Origin of the sequence: Duganella sp. (genome assembly GCF_039595735.1) — a bacterium.
GTDB lineage: Bacteria > Pseudomonadota > Gammaproteobacteria > Burkholderiales > Burkholderiaceae_D > Rugamonas.
The window spans coordinates 297152-322366 of the sequence record NZ_JBCNLB010000004.1; the positions used below are offsets into that span (position 1 = coordinate 297152).

Consider the following 25215-nt stretch of genomic DNA (forward strand, 5'->3'; position numbering starts at 1 on the left):
AGCATGGCACACAAAAAAGGCGGCGGCACTACGCGAAATGGTCGTGACTCAGAATCAAAACGCCTGGGCGTGAAAGTCTACGGCGGCCAAACGATCAATGCAGGCGGCATCATCATTCGTCAACGCGGCACCCCGGTGCGCGCTGGTGAAGGCGTGGGCACCGGCAAAGACCACACCCTGTTCGCTCTGGTGAACGGCGTGGTCAAGTTCGTGACCAAAGGCGAAGGTAAGAAGTACGTTACCGTCGTCGCAGCAGCGTAAATGACGCTCCGGCCTGCCGATGGCAGGCCGTTTGTAAGGCGCAAGCCTTCAATCGAAAGGCTCTGCCCATAGGTAGAGCCTTTTAGTTTTCTGGCGGTACATCATGAAGTTTATCGACGAAGCAAAAATTGAAGTGATCGGTGGTGACGGCGGCAATGGCTGCTCGTCGTTTTGCCGTGAAAAATTCCGCCCGTTTGGCGGCCCTGACGGCGGCGACGGCGGCAAGGGTGGCTCGATCTGGGCCGTAGCGGACCGTAACATCAATACCTTGGTCGATTTCCGCTTCTCCAAAGTCCACCGCGCCGGCAACGGCGAGGCCGGTCGCGGCGCCGACTGCTATGGCCGCGGCGCCGATGACGTGCATCTGCGCATGCCGCTGGGCACCCTGATCATCGACGACGTCACCGGCGAAATCCTGGCCGACCTGAGCGAACACGGTCAGCTGGAACTGCTGGCCAAGGGCGGCGAGGGCGGCTGGGGCAACATCCACTTCAAGACCTCGACCAACCGCGCGCCGCGCCAGAAGACCAACGGCAAGGAAGGCGAACACCGCACCCTGCGCCTGGAACTGAAGGTGCTGGCCGATGTGGGCCTGCTGGGCATGCCGAACGCCGGCAAGTCGACCTTCATCACCGCCGTGTCGAATGCGCGTCCGAAGATTGCCGATTATCCGTTCACCACCTTGCACCCGAATCTGGGCGTGGTGCGCGTGTCGCATGAAAAGAGCTTTGTGATCGCCGATATTCCGGGCCTGATCGAAGGCGCCGCCGAAGGTGCGGGCCTGGGCCACCAGTTCCTGCGCCACCTGTCGCGCACCGGTCTGCTGCTGCACATTGTCGACCTGGCGCCGTTCGAGGCGACGGTCGATCCGGTCAAGGAAGCCAAGGCGCTGGTCAATGAGCTGAAGAAGTACGATGAAGCGCTGGTCGACAAGCCGCGCTGGCTGGTGCTGAACAAGCTGGATATGATACCGGAAGAAGAACGCGCCAAGAAGGTCAAGGACTTCGTCAAGAAGTTCGGCTTCAAGGGCCCGGTGTTCGAGATCTCCGCGCTGAGCCACGACGGCACGCAGGAGCTGGTGAACGCCATCCAGAAGCACCTGGAAGAGACGCGCCGCGTCGAGCAGCGTGCGGAAGAAACCCAGATGGCGGAAGACGCGCGCGGTATTTCGTCGATCGATCCGGACGATCCACGCTTCAAAATCCTCGACTAATCCACTGCATCACCGGCATAATCTGTTATCAGCTGATTATGCCTTTCCCATTCGGCGCCGCTCCCGCATCACGGGCGCGGCGACTGTCCGCGGCAAAGCAGGGCAATCCGCCCGCCAAAATACAGCACCTTTTTCCTCGCTTGTTTTGAGAATGTTGTCGCACCCATGAATTCCGTCATACAAAAAGCTACCCGCATCATCATCAAGGTTGGATCGTCTTTGGTCACCAATGATGGACGCGGTCTCGATCACGCGGCGATCGCGCGCTGGGCCGCGCAGATCGCCGGTCTGCGCGCGCTCGGCAAGCAGGTGGTGCTGGTGTCTTCCGGCGCGATTGCCGAAGGCATGCTGCGCCTCGGCTTTGAACAACGTCCCACCGATATCCACGAACTGCAGGCCTGCGCCGCCGTCGGCCAGATGGGCCTCGCGCAGATTTACGAAACCAGCTTCCGCGCGCACCAACTGGGTACGGCGCAGGTGCTGCTGACGCACGCCGACCTGGCGGACCGCGAGCGCTATCTGAATGCGCGCTCCACGCTGACCACCCTGCTGCGCCTGGGCGTGGTCCCGATCATCAACGAGAACGACACGGTGGTGACCGATGAAATCAAGTTCGGCGACAACGACACGCTGGGCGCCCTGGTGGCCAATCTGATCGAGGCCGATGCGCTGATTATCCTGACCGACCAGCAAGGCCTGTACAGCGCCGATCCACGCAAGGATCCGTCGGCAGTGCTGATCCAGCATGGCCGCGCCGGCGATCCGGCGCTGGAGGCGATGGCCGGCGGCGCTGGTTCCAGCCTCGGTCGCGGCGGCATGCTGACCAAGATCCTGGCCGCCAAGCGTGCCGCCAAGTCGGGCGCGCATACCGTGATTGCCTATGGCCGTGAACATGAAGTGCTGGCGCGCCTGGCCAGCGGAGAATCCATCGGCACCGAACTGGCCGCGCAGACCGGCCACCTGACCGCGCGCAAGCAGTGGATGGCCGATCACCTGCACACGGCGGGCCAGGTGGTGCTGGACGCCGGTGCGGTGCAGAAGCTGACCGGCGAGGGCAAATCACTGCTGCCGATCGGCGTGGTGGAAGTGAAGGGCGAGTTTGGACGCGGCGCGGTCATCACCTGCGTCAACGCGGACGGCGTGCCGGTGGCGCGCGGCCTGTCCAATTACACCAGCGCCGAAACCCGCCGCATCATGCGCAAGCCTTCCAGCGAAATCGAATCCATCCTCGGCTTTGTCGAAGGCAAGGAACTGATCCATCGCGATAACCTGGTGCTGGTTTAAACGCCGGCCGGCGCCGGGGTCTTGCTGCGGTAATCGCACAGGTCGAGCTGCATGCAGTTCCAGCACTCCGGCTTGCGCGCCTTGCAGGTGTAGCGGCCGTGCAGGATCAGCCAGTGGTGGGCGTCGTGCAGGAATTCCTTCGGCACGAATTTCAGCAGCTTCTGTTCGACGATGTCGACGTTCTTCCCCGGCGCCAGGCCGGTGCGGTTGGAAACCCGGAAGATATGGGTATCCACCGCCATGGTCGGCTGGCCGAAGGCGGTGTTGAGCACCACGTTGGCGGTCTTGCGGCCCACGCCTGGCAGTGCTTCCAGCGATTCGCGGTCTTGCGGCACCACGCCGCCATGCTGCTCCACCAGGATTTTGCAGGTGGCGATGACGTTCCTGGCCTTGGTTTTGTACAGGCCGATGGTCTGGATATAGGTCTTCAGTTCCTCTTCCCCCATGTCCAGCATGGCTTGCGGCGTGTTGGCCACCGGGTACAGCTTGCGCGTGGCTTTGTTGACGCCGACGTCGGTCGCCTGTGCCGACAGCAGCACGGCAATCAGCAGTTCAAACGGCGTCGTATATTCAAGTTCGGTGACAGGCTTGGGATTGGCGGCGCGGAAGCGCACAAACATTTCGTAGCGTTTGGCTGCGTTCATTGATTTTCTTGTTCTTTCTTGAGGCGCGCGCGCTCCATGGCGGCGGCGATAATGGCGCGCTTGCGTTCCAGCGCGGCGGCCGATTCGGCATCGGCCGGGTCGATGGCCTGCACCGCGGCCATCTTGGCTTCGGCCTTGGCGGCCAGGCGCGCATCGTTTTCCTGCTTGTCGCGCTGGAGGCGCATGGCGCGGAAGTCGTGGCGTTCGCGCGCGGCGTCGGCGTCGGCCTGCGACCACGCGGCCCAGCCGGTGCTCTCCGTCACGGGATACATGACGATGCAGTCGACCGGGCATGGCGACACGCACAGGTCGCAGCCGGTGCACAGCGACGGCACCACGGTGTGCATCAGTTTGCCGGCGCCGACGATGGCGTCGACCGGGCAGGCCTGAATGCACAGGGTGCAGCCGATGCACAGCGCCTCGTCGATGTAGGCCACGGCGCGCGGGCGTTCCAGTCCGTTGACCGGATTCAGGGGAATCACCTTGCGGCCGGTGACCGCCGACAGCCGCGCGATGCCCTCGGCGCCGCCGGGCGGGCACTGGTTGATCTCGGCCGTGCCGGCCGCTATCGCTTCCGCGTAGGGCCGGCAGCCGGCATAGCCGCACTTGGTGCATTGCGTCTGCGGCAGGGCATCTTCGATGCGGTCGGCAAGGGTAGGGTGGTCGGGCACGGCAAACGGATGTCAGGCAAAAACGCCATTATCCAATATTCGCGCGCGCCTTACGTAAAAACCTCACCCGGCGCACGGTTTGCCGTTCCAGCTCTTCGGCGTGCAGGCCGAGCGCGGGCTTCATCAGGTCGCGGTGGCTGACGATGCCGACCAGCCGGCGCGACTGCATGTCGGCCACCACCGGCAGGCGGCCGACCTTGTGCACCGCCAGCCGGGTGGCCAGTGTGCGGCAGGTTTCGTCGGCCAGCGCGACGATGGGCAGGTTGACGCCAAACAGTTCGCTGACGCGCACGGCGCCTGGTTTGCTGGCCAGGCCGGCGCGGTCCAGCATGCCGATCAGGGCGCCGTCGCGCACCACCGGATGGGCGTGGTGCTTGAGCACGACGTCAGCGATCAGGGCGTCCGCATCGATGGTTTCGACCGCGCTGGTCATTACTTCGGCCACGCTGTGGCGCTCCATCGGGTCGATGCCGTATTCGCGGTAGATGTGGTGGCCGCGCCGCGCAATCTTCTCGGTCAGGATGGAGCGGTGCATGGTGATCACGGTGAAGGCATAGGCCACGGTGGCGGTGGCCAGCACCGGCAGCAGGGCGTTGACGTCATGCGTCAGTTCAAACGCAAACACCACCGCCATCACCGGCGCGCGCATCATGCCGCCCAGGGTGGCGGCCATGAATACCAGCGGCCAGACGGCCGGCTCGCCGCCTGGCAGATAGGGGCCGAGCAGGGCCCCCAGGCCGGCGCCCAGCATCAGCAGCGGCGCCAGCACGCCGCCGGAGGTGCCCGAACCCAGGGCCAGCAGCCAGATCACGGCCTTGGCGATCAGCAGGCTGAGAATTGCCGCCGCCGCCATGTGATTGTTGAGCAGGTCGGCAATCACGTCGTAACCCACGCCCAGCGCGCGCGGCTGGAAGTAGCCGCCAATGCCGACCGCCAGCCCGCCCAGCGCCGGCCACCACATCCAGTGGATCGGCAACCGGTGGAAGGCGTCTTCCACGCGGTAGAGCGAGGTCGACAGCAGCCACGCCAGCGCCCCGCACAGCACGCCGGCGATCAGGCAGGAGAACAGCGCCGACGGCGGCAGCACTGCCGTATGCAGCGGGAACAGCGGCCCGCTTTCGATCAGCAGCGGCCGCAGGAAGCCAGCCACCGCGCACGCCACCGCCACCGGCGCCAGGCTGCGCGGACGCAGTTCAAACAACAGCAATTCGACCGCCAGCAGCAGCGCCGCGATCGGCGTGCCAAACACCGCGGTCATGCCGGCCACGGCGCCGGCCACCAGCAGCGCCTTGCGTTCGGCCGCGCTCAGATGGAAGTGCTGGGCGATCAGTGAGCCGACCGCGCCGCCGGTCATGATGATCGGTCCTTCGGCGCCAAACGGGCCGCCGCTGCCGATGGCGATGCCGGACGCCAGCGGCTTCAGCACCGCCACCTTGGGCGACATGGTGGACTTCTTGAACAGGATGGCTTCGATGGCTTCCGGGATGCCGTGGCCGCGGATCGCTTCCGCGCCGTAGCGGGCGATCAGGCCGATGATCAGGCCGCCGATCACCGGCACCACAATCACCCATGCGCCCAGCGTATGGGCGGCCGGCGCGGTCAACGCAGTGGAGAAGGTCTGGAAGAAGAACAGGTTGGTGAAGAAGCGGATGGCGTGCAGCAGCAGGTCGGCGGTCACGGTGCTGAGCGCGCCCACCACGGCGGCGATGCTGGTGATCAGCAGGAGCCGGGCCTGGCCGTCGAAATCGCGGCGGCTGTCGTATTTATTCATGACGGATTTGGGGAATGGTAAAGATGCCTGCCAGCGACAGCAGTTCGACGCGGTGCTGTTCTGCCAGTTGGGCCAGGATGGTTTCGCCTTTGCGCAGCAGGTGCACCTCCACGCGGCGGCGGTCAATGGCGCTGTTGCGGCGCTCGACCAGCCCCATTGCCTCGCAACGCGTGATCAGCGCCACCGTGCCGTGGTGCTTGGCCTGCAGGCGCTCGGCCAGCTCGCTGACGGTGGCCCAGTCGCGGCCCGGATACCCCTTGATGTGCAGCAGCAGCAGGTATTGCAGCGGGGTGATGCCTTGCGCTTGCACCACATCTTCGGAAAAGCGTTCGAAGCGGCGCATCTGGTAGCGGAACTCGGACAGCGCGGCAAAGTCCGATTTGCTGAGGGTGGAAGAGGTCATGCCGAAATATATCACAGCATGATGTATCTGCGCACGATTGAAACAGCAGTTGATTAATGCTGAGCTTTATCTATGCTGAGCTTTCAACGTTAAAAAGGAGGCATCATGAAGGTTTTGCTATCTTTGGTTCTGGCGTGCGGCATGGGGGCGGCGCAGGCGGCCAATTACGTCACACTGAGCGGCGCCGATGTCGATTTCTTTATCGATGCGGACTACTTTGATGTATCCGCTGCAACCGTGACCGGTAATGCCATCAGCTTTGCGTTCACGCCGCCGGAATACACGCTGAGCGTCGCCGGCAACCAGCCGGGCTCGCGCAGCGAGGGCACGTTGTTCAGCGACCGCAGCAAGCTGTTTTATGTGGTGGCGCACGAGGGCTACGGCGTGTCGCCGCGCTTCCAGGCCAACGCCTCGGCAGTGTATGCCGCCAGCGCCGACACCAGCCGCGCCACCGGCAGCATCAACAGCTATGCATTCAGCAGCACCTACAGCAATGGCGTGTTCAGCAGCTCGCCCGATTCCAACGGTTTCCAGTTCCTGCAGTTGAACCGGACCGGCGGCGCCAGTAGCGAGGTGGTGGATTTCAGCGGCTACGGCAATGGCCAGCGGGTGCCGGTGGGCGCGCTGGGGATGGACTTGAACCTGTCGGCGCAGGTGACGCAGGAGGGGGTGTCCAGCACCGCGCTGTCGATCCGGCAGCTGGGCTACAGCTTCACGGTGACGGCGGTGCCGGAACCCGAGGCCTGGCTGATGGTGCTGGCCGGCCTCGGGGTGATGGGCTGGGCCTTGCGGCTCAACCGTGCTTCTTGATGAACTCGGTGATCTTCGGACACACCATCTCGCGCCAGCGGCGGCCGGAGAAGATGCCGTAGTGGCCGGCGCCCGGCGCAACGAAGTCCTGTTGCATGTCGGCCGGGATGCCGGTGCACAGGTCGTGCGCGGCCTGGGTCTGGCCGGCGCCGGAAATGTCGTCCAGTTCGCCTTCGACGGTGAACAGGGCCACCGTCTTGATGTCCTGCGGGCGCACCAGCTTGCCGCCCACCAGCCATTCGCCCTTCGGCAGCGCGAAGTCCTGGAACACGGTCTTGATGGTGTCCAGGTAGTACTCGGCCGGCATGTCCAGCACGGCATTGTACTCATCGTAGAACTTGCGGTGCGATTCCGCGGTTTCCTCGTCGCCTTCCACCAGGTGGTTGTAGAAGTCGCGGTGGCTTTGCGCGTGGCGGCCCGGGTTCATGGCGATGAAGCCGGCATGCTGCAGGAAGCCCGGATACACCTTGCGGCCAAAGCCCGGGTAGTTGGGCGGCACCGAGTAGATCACGGTGTTTTCAAACCACGAGTATTTCTTTTCGGTGGCCAGGTTGTTGACCGCGGTCGGCGAGCGGCGCGGGTCGATCGGGCCGCCCATCATGGTCATGGTCCTGGGCAGTTTGGGATCGTTTTCAGACGCCATCAGCGAAATTGCCGCCAGCACCGGCACGGTGGGCTGGCACACCGAGATCACGTGCACGTTCGGCCCCAGCAGGCGGATGAATTCCTGCACGTAGAAGATGTAGTCGTCCAGGTGGAACGGGCCTTCGCTGACCGGCACCATGCGCGCATCGGTCCAGTCGGTGATGTAGACGTCGTGCTCGACGATCAGGCCGCGCACGGTATCGCGCAGCAGGGTCGAGTGGTGGCCGGACAGCGGGGCCACCAGCAGCACGGTCGGTTGTTTCAGTGCCTTGAACTTTTTATCGTCCAGGTCTTTCTTGAAGTGGATCAGGCGGCAGAACGGTTTGTTGACGGCCACGTGCTCGATGATGCCGACCGCTTCACCCTTGATTTCGGTGCTGTCGATTTCAAACGCCGGTTTTTCATAGTCCTTGCCCAACCGATACATCAGCTCGTAACCGGCAGCGATGCGCTGCGAGAACGGTGTATGCGCAAACGGCGACACCGGATTGGTGAACAGCTTGGACGACGCATCCGCCCACTGCATCAGTGGCGTAAGGAGCGAACGCTGCATTTCATGGAGTTGGTAGAGCATAGGGCAGTCCCGAGTGGTGAGCGTGGTGCGATGCACCAATAGCTGACATCATAAGCCAATTTAAAAGCGCTGTGTTCGTAACGTAAAGCATATGCTCGTTCTTTTCAGCAAGGCTACGTGGAATCCACAGGCAATCTTGTAAGAAAGAATAATACTGCTTCGGGAATAAAAAAAGCAGCCAAACGGCTGCTTTTGTGTAGGACACCTGCCCGTGATGTACTTAATCGAACACAGGGGTTTCCACGCCCAGCACCTTGTGCAATTTCGGCGAGGTGGTGGTGTACTGCATGTGGATCTTCTTGTCCGGGAAGATGTACGGCGCGGCGCCGAAGGCGGCCAGCGCGGCTTCGTGGAAGCCCGACAGGATCAGCTTTTTCTTGCCCGGGTAGGTGTTGATGTCGCCCACCGCAAAGATGCCCGGCACATTGGTTTCGAACTTCTCGGTGTTTTGCACCTTCAGCTGGCGGCGCTCGATGTCCAGGCCCCATTCCGCGATCGGGCCCAGCTTTGGCGACAGGCCGTAGAACACCAGCAGCATGTCCAGCGGCACGCGGCGGGTGACGCCGTCGGCAGCGGTCACTTTCAGGTGTTCCAGCTTGCCGTCGGCCGAGGTTTCAAAGCCGGTGGCGGTGCCGATCAGCAGCTGCATTTCGTAGTCGTCGCACAGCGCCTTCATCTTGGCCACCGAGGCGGGCGCGGCGCGGAAGTCTTCGCGGCGGTGCAGCAGCACGACCGACTCGGCCTTGCCGACGAAGTTCAGCGCCCAGTCCAGCGCGGAGTCGCCGCCGCCGCAGATGACCAGGTTCTTGCCTTCGAACTGCGCCGGGTCCTTGACCTTGTAGTGCAGCTGGGTGCCTTCAAACACTTCGATGCCATCCACTTTCAGGGTGCGGGCCTGGAACGAGCCGACGCCGGCGGCAATGAAGATGGTCTTGGTCAGGAACTTGGTGCCGAGGGTGGTTTCGACGTCGAAGCGGCCGTCGTCGCGGCGCTCGACCTTGGTCACTTCCTGGCCCAGGTGGAAGGTCGGCTCGAACGGTTCGATCTGCTTGAGCAGATTGTCGGTCAGTTCCTGGCCGGTGCACGATGGCACGGCCGGGATGTCGTAGATCGGCTTGTCAGGATACAGTTCCACGCACTGTCCACCCACCGCGTTCAGCGAATCGATCACGTGGGCTTTGATTTCCAGCAGGCCGAGTTCGAAGACCTGGAACAGGCCGACCGGGCCGGCGCCAATGATGACGGCATCCGCTTCGATGACGCCGGTAGGGGTGACAGTGGTATTCATGCTTAGTTTCCTGTGTATTCAATAGTGGTGAGGCCGCACGGCGGCGACGCGCGCCTGGGGGCGCGGTGCTGCGGCTGCGGCCTGGCCAGACGCGGGGTCTTAGCGGACCAGCAGGTGCAGTTTTTCTTTGACGTCCTTGAACTGTTCCGCTTCCGCCAGCGCAGGGATAGTCTTGGTGATCGATGGCCATTTGCGGGCCAGATCAACGTTGAGCTTGATGAATTGTTGCTGATCGCCAGGGACGTCCTCTTCGGCGTAGATCGCGTTGACCGGGCATTCGGCCACGCACACGGCGCAGTCGATGCATTCGTCAGGATCGATGGCGAGGAAGTTCGGGCCTTGGCGGAAACAATCTACCGGGCAAACATCGACGCAGTCCGTGTAACGGCAGGCGATGCAAGATTCGGTGACAACGTGGGTCATAACAGTCCTATCAATGTTGGTGTGCAGCGGCGTCGGCGGCGGGGAAGTGCCTGGCTAACCTCGGCAAAGCACTGTATTTTAAGGTAATTCGCTCTTTCTCACAAATTGCGCTTATATACAATACATATAAGCAAATTCATGCAAGCCTTGCACAGACTGGCGCGGCGGGGGCGCAACTGGCATCATTGCGCCTTTGTTTATTCAGAGCAGGGGGATCCGCATGGCGGACATCAACATCGTCCAGGCACACCAGCTGGCGCCGGAACAGGCCCGCGCGGCCGCCCAACAAGTGGCCGACAAACTGGCTGAACAATTCGAACTGGCCTGCCGCTGGGACGGCGACGTCCTGCGCTTCGAGCGCGGCGGCGTGAATGGCGCGCTGACCCTGCTGCCCAACCAGGCGCAGCTGCAGATCGCGCTGGGCTTCCCGATCAGTATGATGGCCGCCATGGTCGAGGCCAAGGTGAGCGAGAAAATGCGCAAGGTATTTGTTGCCTAAAACAAACTATAGTTGTTATTAGAAAAATTCAATTGCAATAAGGAATGGCGTCGGTATAATGCCTGGCTATTGATGCATTTTTTCTAATCACGCTCTGACTATTTAAGGACACCCCATGCGCGCCATGCTTGCCATCTCCGCCGTTGTTGCCGCCGCTTTCGCCCTGCCGGCCTCGGCTGCCGTGATCGATCTGACCACGCTGAACGTGGCGGGCAGCGCGCAAATCGTCAACGGTCAGCTGCAGCTGACGCAGGCGACCGATGTGTCGCACCCGTCGGGTGTGGCTGGCGCCGGCTGGCTGACCCAGGCTATCTCGACCACCCAGTCGTTCAGCACCACCTTCTCGTTCTCGCTGAAAGGCAATGACAGCGGCAAGATGGCGGACGGTATCGCGCTGGCGTTCCAGAACATCGGCAGCTCGGCGCTGGGCGTGGGCGGCGGCGATGTCGGCTACTGGAATCTGGGCGGCCAGGGCGCGAGCGCCGTGGGTTCGGTGATCCTGTCGTGGAATAAGAATGACTATGGCCTGAGCACCAACGGCGTGGTGCAGGGCCTGAAGGACGCGCCGTTCAACCTGGGCGCGTCGAACAATGTGAGCGGCACCCAGACTGTCAGCTACAACGCCGTCACCCATGAACTGAGCATGACCGGCACCTTCCTCGACAACAGCACCAACACCGCGTACGCGGTCAGCGATGCCAAGATCGTCAACCTGAGCGACAAGTTTGGCAGCACCATGTATGTCGGCTTCACCGGCGGCACCGGCGGCACCGACGCCGACCAGCGCATCACGTCGTTCAGCCTGATCAGCGCGGTGCCGGAACCGGCAACCTATGCCATGCTGCTGGCCGGCCTGGGCATCGTCGGTTTTGCCGGTCGCCGCCGCCAGGCAAAATGAACAAAGGCCCGCAAGGGCCTTTTTTTATCACTTCAGTTCTTCGATCAGGTCGATGTACAGCTGCTTGGCTTCGTCCTGGCTTTTGCCTTTCAGCTCAGCCCACGCATCGTACTTGGCGCGGCCGACGAAGTCGGTCATGCCCGGACGCTCGCCCGTGACGTCGCCGCTGGACGCCTGCTTGAACAGGGCGTAAATCTTCAGCAGGGTCATGTTGTCCGGACGTTCCGGCAGATTCTTCGAGTCCGCCTGGGCCTGATCAAACTGTTCTTGCAAACTCATACCGCGCTCCTTGGTTGTTGGATGATGACCGCGCCATCATAAACCGTAGCCGCTAGAGGGCGGGCTCCAAAACAAAACGGCGGCCATGCCGGGTGTGAACCCGCATGTGCCGCCGTCTTCCGATGCCCTCGCGGACACGCGGTTAAAACACCGGAAGAATTACTTCTTCTTCGTCGGGTTGACAGCCGATTTCAGGGTGGCGCCAGCCGAGAATTTCGGGGTTTTCGACGCCGCGATCTTGATCGCTTCGCCGGTTGCAGGATTGCGGCCTTTACGTGCAGCGCGTTTGGCTACGGAGAAGGTGCCGAAGCCGGTGATGCCGACCGAGTCGCCTTTTTTCAGACGCTCAGTGATGATGGCGATCAGAGTGTTCACTGCGCCGTTGGCGGCAGCAGCGGACAGCTCGGTGCGTTTCGCAAATTCTGCAATCAGTTCGCCTTTTTTCATTACTACCTCCTTGGTTATTGGAGCGCGCAGATTAGCATAAATATTGTCAAATGTAATGGTTTCTCTACGAAGCGCGCCTTATATTTGCTGTCTCGCTGCGCTGCAGCGCAAATAAGGCCTTGTATTTAAAGGGCTTACGCGTTTTCCGCAAATCCGCATCCGGTGAAAAAAAGGTTTATGATGGAATGCGTAGAGGACGGGAACCATGAGCTTTTCAGACGAAACACTGATGGCATACGCCGATGGCGAACTCGACGAGGCGACGCGTCTGGAGGTCGAGGCCGCCATGCGTCTGGACCGGACTCTGGCGCACCGGGTGGCGCGGCTGCGCGCCGCGCGCGATGAAGACGTGTATCTGGACCGGCGCAACCGCGCCGGCTATGGCGCCAATGTGGTGCAGCTGGCCACGGTGCGGGCGCAGCGCCTGGCCACGCAGCAGGCGGCGCGCAAGGCTGCGCGCCGGCACTGGGGCTGGCTGGAATGGAGCGCGCTGGCCTTGGTGATGGTGCTGGGGCTGGCGGCCGGCAAGTTCGGCCTGGCGCGCTGGCAGCCGGACTGGTTCGGCGCGCCTGCGTCGCCGCCGACCGAGGTGGCCAACCGCAACGGCCTGCTGCTGGCGCAGGGCCGGCTGGCCGCGGCGCTCAGCCAGCAGCTGGGCGGCGCCGCGCCGTCCGACGGCGAGGTGCGGGTCGGCCTGAGCTTTTTATCCAACGAGGGCACGTACTGCCGCAGCTTCACGCTGGTGGGCGGGGCGCAGGATCTGGTCGGCATTGCCTGCCGCGCCAACGAGGAGTGGCGGATCCCGGTGCTGGTGCAGCATGCGCGGCCTTTGCCTGCAATGGGCAATTACCGGATGGCGGGAACGGAGATGCCGACGGCGCTGCTGGAAGCGATCGACCAGCGCATCGTCGGCGGCATGCTCGACACGCGGGCGGAGCTGGAAGCGCTGCGCCGCAACTGGCAGCGCTAGCGGGCGGCCGCCGCGTCGTTGTGGCGCCTCGCCGTGCAATCGCACTGTCTTCGGCGCCACGCCTGGCTGCGAGCGCTCGTGGCGCTCGCCCGCTTTATCAGACGCCCAGCAGTTCGACGTCGAAGATCAGGGTGGCGTTGGGCGGAATCACGCCGCCGGCGCCGCGCGAGCCGTAGCCCAGGTCCGCCGGGATGATCAGCTGGCGGGTGCCGCCGATCTTCATGCCTTGCACGCCTTCGTCCCAGCCGCGGATCACCATGCCGGCGCCCAGCGCGAATTCAAACGGATCGTTGCGGTCTTTGCTCGAATCGAATTTCGGGCCTTTGCTGCCGTCGTCGTTTTGCAGCCAGCCGGTGTAGTGCACGGTGACGTTCTGGCCCGCCTTGGCTTCGGCGCCGTCGCCCACGGTCAGTTCGATGTATTGCAGGCCCGAAGGGGTGGTAATGGTGGACATGATGATTCCTTCTATTCGTTAAACACAGGCCCGAATTGTAGCAGGGGCACAGGTTTGCACGTAGAATGGGGTTTTGCCTCTTAAGCGATGTTCTTCATGCTCCGTAGTTTCCGCCGTATCGTCCTTTCCTGTGCCGTGCTGGCCATGTCGGCCGCGCAAGCCAATGTGGTGGTGGTCCTGAATTCGCGCGACGCCACCGTGCAACTGCTGGACCAGGCGACCTACAAGGACTTGTCCACGCTGCCGGTGGGCAAGGAGCCGCATCACCTGATGGCCACGCCGGACAACAAGTCGCTGATCGTGGCCAGCTCGGTCGGCAATGAGCTGATCTTCCTGGATCCGAAAACCGGCCAGCCGCAGCGCACCGTCAAGAACATCCTCGATCCCTATCAGATCGGCTTTTCGCCGGACCAGAAGTGGTTTGTGTCGAATTCGCTGCGCCTCGATCGCGTCGATTTGTACAAATACGACGGCGCCAACATGACGCTGGCCAAGCGTATCCCGTTGCCCAAGCTGCCCAGCCACATGGCCTTCAACGCCGCCAGCAATATGGTGTTCATCACCCAGCAGGGCAGCGACGAAGTCAGCGCCATCGACCTGAACACGCAAACCCTGAAGTGGACCCTGCCGGTCGGCAAGCTGCCGGCGGGCATCGCCATGACGCCGGACGACAAGTACCTGCTGGTCGGCATCATGGGCAGCGATTATGTCGAGGTGATCGACTGGAAGGCGCAGAAAACGGTCAAGCGCATCAAGACCGGCATGGGCGCGCACAACTTCCGCTCGGCCGGCGACGGCCGCTATACCTATGTCTCCAACCGTGTTTCCAATTCGATTAACATCATTGATCAGAAAACATTGGAAAACGTCGGCCAGATCAACGTGCCAGGCGGCCCCGACTGCATGGAAGTGACGGACGATGGCAAGACCATGTGGGTGACGCTGCGCTGGATCAAGAAGGTGGCCGTGATCGACCTCAAGGCGCGCAAGGTCATCAAGACCATTCCGGTGGGCCGCTCGCCGCACGGCGTGTTCTTCTTTAACTCCGCGCAACGCTGATGCGCGCCGCCGCCGCCCTGACCCTGTTGGCGCTGGCGGTGACGCCGGCTGCGCAGGCAGCCGAGCCCGCCAAGTCTGTCAACGATGGCGCGCGTGATGTGAACGCCGCCGCACGCGCCGCCAACGCGCAGGCGCGTGAACGCAACGGCCCGGCACGCCGCGCCGCCGAGGCGCGCGCAGCCGGCATGGCGGCCGCGCCTGGCGCCGCGACAGCCCCGGCCGCCGTGCCCGCGTCCGTCCCGAAGCGCTGCAAAGGCACCATCTACCTGACCTTCGACACCGGCAGCCAGTCGCAGGCCGAACTGATTGCCGATACGCTGAACCGCCACCAGATCAAAGCCACCTTCTTCCTGGCCAACGAGAAAACCGTGCGTGGCGACTATGCGCTCGATCCGTCGTGGTCGGCCTACTGGAAGGCGCGCGTGGCGGAAGGGCACGCCATCGGCTCGCACACCTTCGACCACGCGGTCTACGCCAAAGATGGCGCCGACGGTACGGTGGTGGTCAAGCCCGGCTTTGGCGACAACGCCGGCAAGCAGATCAGTCTGAGCGCCAGGCAATACTGCGAACAAATCCAGCGCGTCGACCAGCGCTTTGTCGAACTGACCGGCAAGCACCTCGATCCGATCTGGCGCGCGCCGGCCGGCCGCACCTCGCCGCGCCTGCTGGAGATGGGCAAGGCCTGCGGCTATGCGCATGCCGGCTGGTCGCCGGCCGGCTTCTCCGGTGATGAGCTATCCAGCTCGGCTTACCCGAACCCGGTGCTGCTGAACAAGCTGCTGCGCGAGCTGCGCGGCGGCGACGTCGTGCTGATCCACATGGGCATCTGGTCGCGCAAGGACGCGTGGGCGCCGGCCAACCTCGAACCGCTGATCAGCGGGCTGGAGCAAAAAAACATGTGCTTCGCCACCTTGCGCGAGCACCCTGATTATCTGTCCAGGTTTAAACAATGAGCGCATTACTCTCCGACTGGCTGGGCCTGGCCCAAGGCTGGTTGTTTGAAACCGTCGTCCAGCCGCTGGTGTTCCAGCTGGGCCTGGGCGAGTTTGTCGAAGACGCCTTTGAAGGCACCGAGTGGCTGCTGATCGGCGTGCTGGAACTGGCGCTGCTGTTCCTGGTGCTGCGGCCGCTGGAATCGATGATCCCGGCGCAAACAATCACCGACCCGCGCGCCCGCTGGAACGACTTCCTGTACACCGTGCTGCACCGCGTGGGGATTTTCTCAGTGCTGATCTTCTTCACCCTCGATCCCCTGCTGGACGGCGTGGCCGGCGCGCTGCGCTTTGACGGCTTCCATCCATTCAACCTGGAAGCGCTGTGGCCGGGCATCAGCCCGCTGGCGGCGTTCTTCGTGTACTTCGTGGTGCTGGATTTCTTTGATTACTGGTATCACCGCGCCTCGCACCAGTTCAACTGGTGGTGGGCGCTGCACGGCCTGCACCACAGCCAGCAAAACATGAACCTGTGGAGCGACAACCGCAACCACCTGCTGGACGATCTGCTGCGCGATGTTTACATGGGCGTGATCGCGCTGGGCATCGGCGTCGAGCCGTCGCAGTATGTGCTGCCGGTGTCGGTGTCGCGCATCCTGCAAAGCCTGCAGCACGCCAACGTGCGGATTCACTTTGGCTGGCTCGGCGAGCGCCTGCTGGTGTCGCCGCGCTACCACCGCATGCACCACGCGATCGGCAGCGGGCATGAGAGCCAGGATGGCAAGCTGGGCGGTTGCAACTTCGCCGTGCTGCTGCCGGTGTGGGATATCCTGTTCCGCACCGCCAACTTCACGCCGGCATTTGCCGCCACCGGCATCCGCGACCAGCTGCCCGGCGCGGACGGGACGCCGGGCCGCCAGTACGGGCGCGGCTTCTGGGCACAGCAATGGCTGGGACTGAAACGCATGGTGGAATATGCACGCAAGGAGGTGGTCTGATGGTGAAGGTACTGCGCGCGTGGAGCCGCGCTTTCCTGTCGCAGTGGCATGGCAAGCTGCTGCTGATGAGCGTGGCGCCGTTCTTGCTGGCGCTGGGCGTCTGGGCGCTGCTGCTGTATTTTTACCTGCAGCCGCTGGTCGACGCCTTGCATGCGCTGTTCACCGAACACAATCTGTTCGCCACCAGCACCAGCTGGCTGCGCAGCGTTGGCCTGGGCACGCTGACGGCGGTGGTGGTGCCGCTGATCGCCATGCTGGGCCTGCTGCCGCTGATGATATTGACCGCGCTGATTTTCATCGGCGTGGTGGCGATGCCGGTGATCGGCCGCCACGTCGGCCTGCGCCACTATCCGCAGCTGGAGCAGCGCAAAGGCGGCTCCATCCTGGGCAGCGTGGGCGTGGCGCTGGGCGGCATGCTGATCTTCATGGGCTTGTGGATACTGACGCTGCCGCTGTACATGTTCCCGCCGCTGGCGGTGGCGGTGCAGGCGCTGCTGTGGGGCTGGTTGACCTGCCGCGTGATGGTGTACGACACCCTGGCCGACTACGCCAGCGGCGAGGAGCGCCGCCAGATCCTGCGCGAGCACCGCTGGCGCCTGCTGATCATCGGCGTGGTGTCGGGGGCGGCCGGCGCGTTGCCGGGCGCCATCTGGCTGGGCGGCGTGACGGCGGTGGTGTTGTTCCCGTTCCTGGCGGCGGTGTCGATCTGGCTGTATGTGCTGGTGTTTATCTTCACCGGCCTGTGGTTCGCGTACTATTGCATGGAAGCGCTGGCGCAGTTGCGCGCGCAGGAAGTCATTTCTAAGGAGTAGGCATGGCAATCGGACTGATCATTATTGGCGACGAAATCCTGTCCGGCCGGCGCGTCGACCAGCACTTTCCCAAGGTGGTGCAAATGCTGGCGGCGCGCGGCCTGCAGCTGGGCTGGGCCGAGGTGCTGCCGGACGACCCGCAGCGCATTACCGCCACCCTGAAGCGCACCTTTGCCAGCGACGACATCGTGTTCTGCTGCGGCGGCATCGGCGCCACCCCGGACGACCACACGCGCCAGGCCGCGGCTGACGCGCTGGGGCTGCCGCTGGTGCTGCACGAGCAGGGCAAGCGCAACATCCAGCAGCGCATCGTGCAAATGGCGCAGGAGGCCGGCCAGACCGCCGACCTCAACTCGGCTGAAAACCTGCACCGCCTGAAGATGGCCGAGTTTGCGCAAGGCGCGGTCCTGATCCCCAACCCGTACAACAACATCGCTGGCTTCGCGCTGCACAAGCATTACTTTGTGCCCGGCTTCCCGGTGATGGCGTGGCCGATGCTGGAATGGGTGCTGGACCATCACTACGCCGACCTGTTCAACCGCGAGCCGCGCATGGAGCAGTCGGTGCTGGTGTACGAGGCCGCCGAGTCGGCGCTGACGCCGCTGATGGTGGCGATCGAGCAGCAGTACCCGCGCGTCAAGGTGTTCAGCCTGCCCAGCGTGGGCGATGCCAACACGCGCCGTCACATCGAGCTGGGCGTCAAGGGCGAGCCGGTGCAGACAGCCACCGCTTTCCGGCAATTGTGCGACGAGCTGCGCAAGCTCAATGTAGAGTTCAGCAACATATAGTGCGCGTTGTAATCACCAGGACCGGCGGCGTTCCACCTTACGGTAGAACGCCGTTGTTTTTTTGCGAAAAAAGAACGGCGCGATAAAATTATTCTGCGTCCGCTCCGGTTGGCGGCGCTGTGATGTGGTGCAATGGAAGCTAGCAAGTGCAGTGAGTAAGTTCTACTGAAACATCGACCGGTCTGAATCATATGTTAAGCAATCGTCGTTTCCGCCGGCCCCGTCTCGTTGTCCGCGCAGTGCGCAAATTGCGCGCAGGCGCGGCGGCATTTGGTTACCGCCGTAAGCGCCACCTCAGCGTGGTGCCGTCTCCTACTCCCGAACAAACCGAAGCCCATCTGGCGCAGGCGCAAATGGACCCGCCCTTGCCGCCGGAAGATGGCGGCACGCCGGGAAAGAGCAAGCGCTCGCGCAATGCCTTGCTGCTGGTGCTGCTGATCGGCGTGTCGTTCACCGTGTACTGGGGCTACCGCGAAACGCTGACCTCGTCCATGCAGGCGCGCGTGTTCAGCGACCTGGCCAGCAAGATGACCTACAAGGTGGAGAAGGGACCCAGCAAGTCGATCCGCTTCCCGCACGACAGCCCGTATGACGAGCGCCTCGGCTACGCCAGCATGCCGGATTATTTGAGCAAGCTGAGCGCGCGTGATTACCAGATCGCGGCGCAGGCGCGCATCTCGCCCAAGATGGCCGAGCTGGCCGACATGGGCGTGTTTGCCACCTACCGCGAAAAGACCAAGACCGGCCTGACCATCCTTGATTGCCGCGCGCAGGAACTGTTTGCCGCCAGCTATCCGGAGCGCATCTACACCAGGTTCGAGCAGGCGCCGATGGCGCTGATTAACAGCCTGCTGTTCATCGAGAACCGCGAGCTGCTGGATAACACCTATCCGAAGCGCAATCCGGCGGTGGAGTGGGACCGGCTCGGCAAGGCGGTGCTGGAGAAAAGCGTGAGCGCCGTGGCGGGCGGCCACCGCGCGGCCGGCGGCAGCACGCTGGCCACGCAGATCGAGAAATATCGGCACTCGCCGGAAGGCCGCACCGGCTCGATGACCGACAAGCTGCAGCAGATGGTGTCGGCCAGCCTGCGTTCCTACCAGGACGGCCCGGACACCACCAAGGCGCGCCGCCGCATCGTGCTGGAATACCTGAACACAGTGCCGCTCTCGGCCAAGCCTGGTTACGGCGAGGTGAACGGCATCGGCGATGGCATGTGGGTGTGGTATGGCCGCCAGTTCGACGACGTCAATCGCCGCCTCACCGGCAAACTGGACAACCCGGACCCGGAAACTGCGCTGGTCTTCAAGGAAGCGCTGAGCCTGATGATTGCGCAGCGCCGCCCCAGCTACTACCTGGGCGACGGCGCCGCCGACCTGGAAGTGCTGGCCAACAGCCACCTGCGCATCCTGGCCAATGACGGCGCCATCACGCCGGCCATGCGCGACATGGGCCTGAAGCAGGTGCTGCATCCGGCCACCGGCAATGGCCTGCAGTCGGCGCCGCCGCAGACCTTTGTCAGCCGCAAGGCCACCAATGCGATCCGCAACCACCTGGCCAATCTGCTGGGCGACAACCGCATGTACAACCTGGACCGCCTGGACCTGAGCGTGGTCAGCACGCTGGATGCGCAGGCGCAGTTCGCCGTCACGCAAGTGCTGCAAGACCTGCACGATCCGGAAAAGGCCGCGGCCGCCGGCCTGACCGGCAAGGGCATGCTGGGCAATGGCGATCCGGCCAAGGTGGTGTACAGCTTCACCTTGCTGGAGAAGGGCGAGCAGAACAACCTGCTGCGCCTGCAGACCGATAATTACGACCAGCCGCTGGACATCAACGAAGGCGCCAAGCTGGACCTGGGCTCGACCGCCAAGCTGCGCACCTTGATCACCTACCTGGACATCATGGACCAGCTGCACAAGAAGTACAGCGGCATGGATGCGGCGGCGCTGGGCCAGGTCAGGGTCGATCCGCAGGACCGTTTGTCGCAATGGGCGATCGAGTACTTCAAGGCGCTGCCAGTCGATCCCGACAAGCGCGCGCTGACGCCGATGCTGAACGCGGCCATGGAGCGCAAGTATTCCGGCAACCCGGGCGAGGGCTTCTTCACCGGCGGCGGCCTGCATTACTTCGGCAACTTCTCCAAGGAAGACAACGGCAAGATTCTGACCGTGACCGAAGCGCTGCGCCGTTCCACCAACCTGGTGTTCGTGCGCCTGATGCGCGACGTGGCCAAGTTCTACATGTTCCAGTCGCCCGGCTCGTCCGCCTCGCTGCTGGCCGACGCCGACGATCCGCGCCGCGCCGGCTACCTGGCGCGCTTTGCCGACAAGGAAGGCAAGGAATTCATGGTGCGCTTCTATGCCAAGTACAAGGGCAAGCCGAAGGAGGAGTTCGACAAGATCCTGCTGGCGAATATCCGCAGCACGCCGGTGCGGCTGGCGGTCATCCACCGCACGCTGTATCCGAGGGCAACGCTGGAGCAATTCTCGGCCTTCCTGAAGGACAACCTGCCATCGCAGAACGAGGTGTCGGACGAGCGCGCCGCCAAGCTGTACGAGCAGTACGCGATGGAAAACTGGTCGCTGGCCGACCGCGGCTACCTGGCCAGCGTGCATCCGCTGGAGTTGTGGATGGCCGCATACCAGCGCGTGCATCCGGGCGCCACCCTGTCGGAAATGATCAGCGCCAGCGAGAAGGAGCGCCAGGAGGTCTACCAGTGGCTGTTCAAGACCCACCGCAAGCATGCGCAGGACAAGCGCATCGCCGGCCTGCTGGAGATGGAAGGCTTCATGGAAATCCACAAGCAGTGGAAGAAGATGGGCTATCCGTTCGACTCGCTGGTGCCGTCGTATGCAACCACGCTGGGCGCCTCGGCCGACCGGCCGGCCGCGCTGGCGGAGATGATGGGGATTATCGTCAACGGCGGCGTGCGCAAGAGTTCGCAACGCGTGACCTCGCTGCACTTCGCCAAGGGCACGCCGTATGAAACGCTGGTGACCAAGGCGCCGCCAACCACCAATGAGCAGGTGCTGGCGCCGGAGGTGGCGCGCGTGGTGGCCGATGCGATCCGCGGCGTGGTGTCGGACGGCACGGCCAAGCGGGTCAAGGCGGCGTTTGTGTCGGCGGACGGCAGCATCATTCCGGTGGGCGGCAAGACCGGCACCGGCGACCAGCGCTTTGATGTGTATGGCGGCGGCGGGCGGCTGATCGAGTCGCGCTATGTGAACCGCTCGGCCACGTTCGTGTTCAATATTGGCGAGCGCTTCTTTGGCTCGATGACGGCTTATGTGCATGGGCCGGAGTCCAAGCACTATGACTTCACCAGCGCGCTGCCGGTGCAGCTGCTGGTGGTGCTGGCGCCGAGCCTGATGCCGCTGATCGAGCCGAACGCCGCGCCTAAAGCGGCTGCGCCGCCACCGCCGGTGGTGCTGCGCACCGGCGGCGCGGCCCCGGCAGCCGCCACGCCAGCGCTGCGGGCCTGCGGCGGATAATCGTCGCCCCCGCCCGCGCGGGCGCGACGGATACTCTTGCATAGTTGCTGATTTCTTGGCAAGGTGTGAGCCCATGAAACCTATGCGCCATCACATGTCCAAGATACTCAAGTTCACGCAATTTTCGATTCGTGACCTGATCGTTGCCTCCGCCCCCACCGTATTGCTGATCGTCGGCGTCTGCCTGCTGGCTTACTGGCTGGTGGACCCGGCGCCGCCGCGCACCGTGCGGCTGGGCACCGGCCAGGAAAACTCGGCCTACGAAGATTTCGGCAAGAAATACGCGGCCGCGCTGGCCAGGCATGGCGTCAAGGTCACCATGGTGCCGTCGGCCGGTTCCAGCGAAAACCTGCGCAATCTGAAGGAAGGCAAGGTCGATATCGCTTTCGTGCAGAGCGGTTCCACCAACGAGGAAGCCGCCGAGCGCGAAGGCCTGTCCTCGCTGGGCAGCCTGTTTGTCGAGCCGCTGTGGCTGTTCCTGCGCGAAGAAAAGGGCAAGCCGCCTATCACCCAGCTGACGCAGTTGCGCGGCAAGAAGATCAATTACGGTCCCAAAGGCGCCGGCTCGCCGCGCCTGTTCCGCCAGATCCTGGAATTGAATGGCGTGGAGAAGGGCGAAGTTGAGCGCTTTTCGCTGGCCAATACGCCCGCCACCGTGGAGTTGCTGGAAGGCCGCATCGACGGCCTGGTGTTCACCTCGGCGCCGGAAGCGCCGCTGATCCAGATGCTGCTGCAGACGCCTGGCATCAGGCTGTTCGACTTCAACCAGGCCGAAGCGTATTCACGCAAGCTGCCGTTCCTGACCCATGTGGTGCTGCCGCAGGGGATTGTCGACCTGGGCCGCAACCTGCCGGCCGGGGATTACAACCTGATCGCGCCGACCGCCACCCTGGTGGGGCGCGAGGACTTGCACCCGGCGCTGGTGGATTTGTTCGTGCAGGCGGCGTCCGGCATCCATGGCGGCGCCGGCTGGTTCCAGCAGCAGGGCCAGTTCCCGTCCGCCAAGTACACCGAGATTCCGGTCGATCCGGAAGCGGCCAAGTTCTACAAGAGCGGTCCGCCCTTCCTGCAGCGCTACATGACCTTCTGGCTGGCCAATTTCTTCGACCGCATGTGGGTGCTGGTGGTGGCGCTGGGCGCGCTGATTCTGCCGTTGTCGAAGGTGATCCCGCCGCTGTACGTGTGGCGCATCCGCTCGCGCGTGTACCGCTGGTATGGCCAGCTGCGGGCGGTGGAGCAGAAGGTGGAGGAGGCGCCGGAAGCGACGCGCATGCAGGTGTACGAGGAACAGCTCAAGCGCCTCAACGAGATCGAGGAGCTGGTGAATCAGGTATCGATTCCGCTGTCGTTTGCCGATGGCTTGTATGGCTTGCGCAGCCACATCCAGTTCGTGCGCAAGCGCATCCAGTTCCTGATGGGCGAGGCAACCACCACCGAAGCCGCGCCCGTTTAACCCGTCATGCCGGCGCTCAGGCGCCGATCCAGGGCAGGCCGGCGTGGCACCAGCCGTTGACGTTCTTGCGGTGGCCGCGCTCGTCCTTGTCGCCCTCAAAGCCTTCCAGGATGTCGTAGCAGTGCTGGTAGCCATGCTCGCTGGCCAGGGTGGCTGCACCACGCGAGCGCACGCCGGAGCGGCACAGGAATAAAATCACCTGGTCCTTGCGCGCCACCGAGTTCAATTGCTCGATAAACGCATGGTTGGCGATGCCGCCCGGATACACATTCCATTGCACCGCACCATGTTGGGCCTCCGGGATGGCCACCCGGCCCACCCAGTCCCGCTCGGCATTGGTGCGCACATCGACCAGCTTGACCGCGTTCTCCAGGCTCAGCAATTCATAGGCTTCCGCAGGCGTCACCGCGCCCTCATAGGCCCAGTCCTTGCGGCGGCTGCGGGCGAGGGCAAGAATCTCATCTATTTTGCTCATAAGGTGTTCCGGAAATAAGTTTGAGTTTATTATATGGCGTCCGCGCGAGTACGCTACGCCGATGCACCAAAACCATGCGCTTTTCAGAAAAAATCCTAAAATGCACTCATAAGGTGCAAAATGCAGGAAACGCACCAATTAAGTGCGCGATTGATCTGTTGTAATGCGTTTCAGGCTGGCACGGATACTGCTTACCATAGCATCACGAGTTCCACATATTCCCTTTAGGAGATACGCATGGCAATTACGGCCGCAGAAGTTTTGAAAATGGTCCAGGAAAACGAAGTCAAATTCGTTGATTTCCGTTTCGCAGATACCCGTGGTAAAGAGCAGCACGTGACCGTGCCTGTGTCGGCGTTCGACATCGACAAGTTCGAATCGGGTCACGCTTTCGACGGTTCCTCGATCGCCGGCTGGAAAGGTATTGAAGCATCGGACATGATTCTGCTGCCGGATCCAAACACCGCGCGCATCGACCCATTCATGGAAGAGACCACCCTGTTCATGCAGTGCGACGTGATCGAGCCTGCGGACGGCAAAGGCTACGACCGCGACCCGCGCTCCATCGCCAAGCGCGCGGAAGCCTACCTGAAATCGTCGGGCATCGGCGACACCGCCTACTTCGGCCCGGAACCAGAATTCTTCATCTTCGACAGCGTGCGCTGGAAGATCGACATGTCCGGCTGCTTCGTCAAAGTGGACTCCGACGAAGCTTCGTGGTCGACCGACAAGGAAATCGAAGGCGGCAACAGCGGCCACCGTCCAACCGTCAAGGGCGGCTACTTCCCAGTGCCACCAGTGGACAGCTTCCAGGACATGCGTTCGGAAATGTGCCTGATCCTGGAATCGCTGGGCATCCCGGTGGAAGTGCACCACCACGAAGTGGCTGGCGCCGGCCAGAACGAAATCGGCACCAAGTTCTCGACCCTGGTTGAGCGCGCCGACTGGACCCAGAACCTGAAATACGTGGTGTGGAACGTGGCCCACAGCTACGGCAAAACCGCCACCTTCATGCCGAAGCCTATCGTTGGCGACAACGGTTCGGGCATGCACGTGCACCAGTCGATCTGGAAAGACGGCGTCAACCTGTTCGCCGGCGACGGCTATGCCGGCCTGTCGGAAACCGCGCTGTACTACATCGGCGGTGTGATCAAGCACGCCAAGGCCTTGAACGCCATCACCAACCCAGGCACCAACTCGTACAAGCGTCTGGTGCCAGGCTTTGAAGCGCCAGTGAAACTGGCTTACTCGGCCAAGAACCGTTCGGCTTCGATCCGTATTCCACACGTGGCCAATCCAAAAGGCCGTCGTATCGAAACCCGCTTCCCAGACCCGCTGGCGAACGTGTACCTGTGCTTCGCTGCACTGCTGATGGCTGGTCTGGACGGTATCCAGAACAAGATCCACCCGGGCGAAGCGGCGTCGAAAGACCTGTACCACCTGCCGCCGGAAGAAGATGCACTGATCCCGACCGTGTGCGCTTCGCTGGAAGAAGCACTGGACAACCTGAACAAAGACCGCGAGTTCCTGACCCGTGGCGGCGTGTTCACCGACTCCATGATCGACGCTTACATCGAACTGAAGATGCAAGACGTGCAACGTATGCGCATGACCACTCACCCTGCTGAGTTCGACATGTACTACTCGCTGTAATCACCTGCCGGTGAGGTAGCAAG

Annotated in this window: 26 protein-coding genes; 15 read left to right on the forward strand and 11 right to left on the reverse strand. The window is 63.1% G+C overall.

Annotation, left to right across the window (positions count from 1 at the left end; translation table 11 throughout):
* The first annotated feature begins 3 nt into the window (after nucleotides 1–3).
* The 3 genes from rpmA (at nucleotide 4) to proB (ending at nucleotide 2758) form a co-directional block, all read left to right on the forward strand.
* Entirely contained in the window at nucleotides 4–261 is a 258-nt protein-coding gene (gene rpmA, locus ABDW57_RS11085; protein WP_343730255.1) for a 50S ribosomal protein L27, read from the forward strand.
* Between the two features lie 103 nt (nucleotides 262–364).
* Entirely contained in the window at nucleotides 365–1474 is a 1110-nt protein-coding gene (gene obgE, locus ABDW57_RS11090; RefSeq protein ID WP_343730256.1) for a GTPase ObgE, read from the forward strand.
* Nucleotides 1475–1639: 165 nt separating this feature from the next.
* Complete coding sequence (gene proB / locus ABDW57_RS11095) at nucleotides 1640–2758, forward strand: glutamate 5-kinase (RefSeq protein ID WP_343730257.1); 1119 nt, start codon at nucleotides 1640–1642, stop codon at nucleotides 2756–2758.
* Here proB and nth read toward each other — a convergent pair.
* The 4 genes from nth to ABDW57_RS11115 are packed head-to-tail and all read right to left on the reverse strand — an operon-like array spanning nucleotide 2755 to nucleotide 6247.
* Nucleotides 2755–3402 (reverse strand): endonuclease III, encoded by a 648-nt coding sequence (gene nth / locus ABDW57_RS11100; RefSeq protein WP_343730258.1) that lies wholly within the window; start codon nucleotides 3400–3402, stop codon nucleotides 2755–2757. The two genes, proB and nth, sit on opposite strands and share 4 nt — an antisense overlap.
* Nucleotides 3399–4073 (reverse strand): electron transport complex subunit RsxB, encoded by a 675-nt coding sequence (gene rsxB / locus ABDW57_RS11105; protein WP_343730259.1) that lies wholly within the window; start codon nucleotides 4071–4073, stop codon nucleotides 3399–3401. The genes nth and rsxB overlap by 4 nt, the downstream gene beginning before the upstream one ends.
* 28 nt (nucleotides 4074–4101) lie before the next feature.
* Entirely contained in the window at nucleotides 4102–5844 is a 1743-nt protein-coding gene (locus tag ABDW57_RS11110) for a chloride channel protein (protein ID WP_343730260.1), read from the reverse strand.
* The gene (locus ABDW57_RS11115; protein WP_343730261.1) at nucleotides 5837–6247 is read right to left on the reverse strand and encodes a MarR family transcriptional regulator; all 411 of its coding nucleotides are present in this window, start codon (nucleotides 6245–6247) and stop codon (nucleotides 5837–5839) included. Before ABDW57_RS11115 ends, ABDW57_RS11110 begins: the two co-directional genes overlap by 8 nt.
* A 105-nt stretch (nucleotides 6248–6352) precedes the next feature.
* On the opposite strand from ABDW57_RS11115, the gene ABDW57_RS11120 reads away from it, so the two are divergent.
* Entirely contained in the window at nucleotides 6353–7057 is a 705-nt protein-coding gene (locus ABDW57_RS11120) for a PEP-CTERM sorting domain-containing protein (RefSeq protein WP_343730262.1), read from the forward strand.
* On the opposite strand, the gene phaZ is transcribed toward ABDW57_RS11120, so the two are convergent.
* The 3 genes from phaZ to fdxA form a co-directional block, all read right to left on the reverse strand.
* Complete coding sequence (gene phaZ / locus ABDW57_RS11125; protein WP_343730263.1) at nucleotides 7041–8276, reverse strand: polyhydroxyalkanoate depolymerase; 1236 nt, start codon at nucleotides 8274–8276, stop codon at nucleotides 7041–7043. The two genes, ABDW57_RS11120 and phaZ, sit on opposite strands and share 17 nt — an antisense overlap.
* A gap of 220 nt (nucleotides 8277–8496) precedes the next feature.
* Nucleotides 8497–9564: an NAD(P)/FAD-dependent oxidoreductase gene (locus tag ABDW57_RS11130; RefSeq protein ID WP_343730264.1), complete on the reverse strand. Its 1068-nt coding sequence runs from the start codon at nucleotides 9562–9564 to the stop codon at nucleotides 8497–8499.
* Nucleotides 9565–9663: 99 nt separating this feature from the next.
* Nucleotides 9664–9987, reverse strand: a complete 324-nt coding sequence (gene fdxA / locus ABDW57_RS11135) for a ferredoxin FdxA (RefSeq protein WP_343730265.1) — start codon at nucleotides 9985–9987, stop codon at nucleotides 9664–9666.
* A gap of 220 nt (nucleotides 9988–10207) precedes the next feature.
* Between fdxA and ABDW57_RS11140 the strand changes: the two genes are divergently transcribed.
* Together ABDW57_RS11140 and ABDW57_RS11145 are read left to right on the forward strand one after the other, a co-directional pair.
* Nucleotides 10208–10486 (forward strand): polyhydroxyalkanoic acid system family protein, encoded by a 279-nt coding sequence (locus ABDW57_RS11140; RefSeq protein WP_343730266.1) that lies wholly within the window; start codon nucleotides 10208–10210, stop codon nucleotides 10484–10486.
* Nucleotides 10487–10601: 115 nt separating this feature from the next.
* On the forward strand, nucleotides 10602–11384 hold the full coding sequence (locus tag ABDW57_RS11145) for a PEP-CTERM sorting domain-containing protein (protein ID WP_343730267.1): 783 nt from the start codon (nucleotides 10602–10604) through the stop codon (nucleotides 11382–11384).
* 27 nt (nucleotides 11385–11411) lie between these two features.
* On the opposite strand, the gene ABDW57_RS11150 is transcribed toward ABDW57_RS11145, so the two are convergent.
* Nucleotides 11412–11663, reverse strand: coding sequence for an acyl-CoA-binding protein (locus tag ABDW57_RS11150; RefSeq protein ID WP_343730268.1), 252 nt, complete (start codon nucleotides 11661–11663; stop codon nucleotides 11412–11414).
* 159 nt (nucleotides 11664–11822) lie between these two features.
* Nucleotides 11823–12128, reverse strand: a complete 306-nt coding sequence (locus tag ABDW57_RS11155; RefSeq protein WP_343730338.1) for an HU family DNA-binding protein — start codon at nucleotides 12126–12128, stop codon at nucleotides 11823–11825.
* A gap of 187 nt (nucleotides 12129–12315) precedes the next feature.
* Between ABDW57_RS11155 and ABDW57_RS11160 the strand changes: the two genes are divergently transcribed.
* Entirely contained in the window at nucleotides 12316–13080 is a 765-nt protein-coding gene (locus ABDW57_RS11160) for a hypothetical protein (protein ID WP_343730269.1), read from the forward strand.
* 97 nt (nucleotides 13081–13177) lie between these two features.
* On the opposite strand, the gene ABDW57_RS11165 is transcribed toward ABDW57_RS11160, so the two are convergent.
* Nucleotides 13178–13534: an FKBP-type peptidyl-prolyl cis-trans isomerase gene (locus tag ABDW57_RS11165; RefSeq protein WP_343730270.1), complete on the reverse strand. Its 357-nt coding sequence runs from the start codon at nucleotides 13532–13534 to the stop codon at nucleotides 13178–13180.
* A gap of 96 nt (nucleotides 13535–13630) precedes the next feature.
* On the opposite strand from ABDW57_RS11165, the gene ABDW57_RS11170 reads away from it, so the two are divergent.
* The 7 genes from ABDW57_RS11170 to ABDW57_RS11200 all read left to right on the forward strand — a co-directional run bounded on the left by ABDW57_RS11170 (nucleotide 13631) and on the right by ABDW57_RS11200 (nucleotide 23064).
* Nucleotides 13631–14593, forward strand: coding sequence for a cytochrome D1 domain-containing protein (locus tag ABDW57_RS11170; RefSeq protein ID WP_343730271.1), 963 nt, complete (start codon nucleotides 13631–13633; stop codon nucleotides 14591–14593).
* A complete protein-coding gene (locus ABDW57_RS11175) occupies nucleotides 14593–15546 on the forward strand; it encodes a polysaccharide deacetylase family protein (protein WP_343730272.1) in 954 nt (317 codons plus the stop codon). Before ABDW57_RS11170 ends, ABDW57_RS11175 begins: the two co-directional genes overlap by 1 nt.
* Entirely contained in the window at nucleotides 15543–16523 is a 981-nt protein-coding gene (locus ABDW57_RS11180; protein WP_343730273.1) for a sterol desaturase family protein, read from the forward strand. The genes ABDW57_RS11175 and ABDW57_RS11180 overlap by 4 nt, the downstream gene beginning before the upstream one ends.
* Nucleotides 16523–17335: an EI24 domain-containing protein gene (locus tag ABDW57_RS11185; RefSeq protein ID WP_343730274.1), complete on the forward strand. Its 813-nt coding sequence runs from the start codon at nucleotides 16523–16525 to the stop codon at nucleotides 17333–17335. The genes ABDW57_RS11180 and ABDW57_RS11185 overlap by 1 nt, the downstream gene beginning before the upstream one ends.
* Before the next feature lie 2 nt (nucleotides 17336–17337).
* Nucleotides 17338–18123, forward strand: a complete 786-nt coding sequence (locus ABDW57_RS11190; RefSeq protein ID WP_343730275.1) for a molybdopterin-binding protein — start codon at nucleotides 17338–17340, stop codon at nucleotides 18121–18123.
* A gap of 353 nt (nucleotides 18124–18476) precedes the next feature.
* A complete protein-coding gene (locus ABDW57_RS11195; protein WP_343730276.1) occupies nucleotides 18477–21611 on the forward strand; it encodes a transglycosylase domain-containing protein in 3135 nt (1044 codons plus the stop codon).
* Nucleotides 21612–21705: 94 nt separating this feature from the next.
* Nucleotides 21706–23064 carry a TAXI family TRAP transporter solute-binding subunit gene (locus tag ABDW57_RS11200; protein WP_343730277.1) on the forward strand — a complete coding sequence of 453 codons (1359 nt, stop codon included), beginning with the start codon at nucleotides 21706–21708 and terminating at the stop codon, nucleotides 23062–23064.
* 16 nt (nucleotides 23065–23080) lie between these two features.
* On the opposite strand, the gene ABDW57_RS11205 is transcribed toward ABDW57_RS11200, so the two are convergent.
* Complete coding sequence (locus ABDW57_RS11205) at nucleotides 23081–23539, reverse strand: rhodanese-like domain-containing protein (RefSeq protein ID WP_343730278.1); 459 nt, start codon at nucleotides 23537–23539, stop codon at nucleotides 23081–23083.
* A 237-nt stretch (nucleotides 23540–23776) separates the two neighbouring features.
* On the opposite strand from ABDW57_RS11205, the gene glnA reads away from it, so the two are divergent.
* Nucleotides 23777–25192 (forward strand): type I glutamate--ammonia ligase, encoded by a 1416-nt coding sequence (glnA, locus tag ABDW57_RS11210; RefSeq protein WP_343730279.1) that lies wholly within the window; start codon nucleotides 23777–23779, stop codon nucleotides 25190–25192.
* Nucleotides 25193–25215: the final 23 nt, after the last annotated feature.